The sequence below is a fragment of the Photorhabdus stackebrandtii genome (assembly GCF_011189495.1).
GTDB lineage: Bacteria > Pseudomonadota > Gammaproteobacteria > Enterobacterales > Enterobacteriaceae > Photorhabdus > Photorhabdus khanii.
In genome coordinates this window covers 1-712 of record NZ_PUJV01000157.1, presented here as the reverse complement: position 1 = coordinate 712, position 712 = coordinate 1, and the positions used below count along the sequence as shown (strand labels likewise).

General features: G+C 53.8%; 1 protein-coding gene. It reads right to left on the bottom strand.

All coding sequences use genetic code 11. The features are described from left to right. A partial coding sequence (locus C5470_RS22120; protein WP_479687683.1) for a hypothetical protein occupies positions 1–232 on the bottom strand: 232 nt, incomplete at its 3' end. Between the last annotated feature and the right edge of the window lie 480 nt (positions 233–712).

Genomic DNA, 712 nt, shown 5'->3' with positions numbered 1-712 from the left:
GGGTTGCCTTCGCGATACGCATTTGCAGTCGCCGCACCTGCTGTTCAATGGCCCGCCAGTTGATGACATCCCAGTGAATAGCCTCGAAGGTTGCACCAGTCACCGGTTTACCCGCTGCTGTCATTTGCTTTTCCTCCTCATAACGATTCTGCAAACTCTCTCGCGAGGTAAGACCTGTCGGACGTGGGCACACTTTCGTGTCGGGTAACGTTAAAACCCGTATCCGGACCATTACAGCCCAGCCTTCGCTTTTTCCGACTTCCCAATCCCGCACCACCATAGGCGATCTTTGCAGGCTGCTGTCCCCAAGGGGGAGTGATACGGGGTTTCCACGTTCCGTCTGTGAAGTCCGCGGGGTTAGATGCCTGCTGTTGACCGGGAGGGATGTGGATCACGAGAGTGCAGCAAATAGTCACTCTTCCCCCCTCCATTACCGTTTTGGTCAAGCGTAGTAGCCACTTCCGCTTGTCATTACTCACGATCTTTATCACAGGTTCAGATACCTTCACCATACCCGCTATCTAGCACTCATCCGGGGTGTGGCTCCCAGAAGGGCATGTCTCTCACGATTTATGCCCCACGCCATGTGGCGTTTCGTTTCATTGTCAAGGTCGCTCTTTATTCAGACCCCTAGATTCACCCGGTGATACGGGCGGTTCCCTCCGTCATTGCCGTGGGAACAACTTCAACAAACAACTTCGTGTCGCAAATT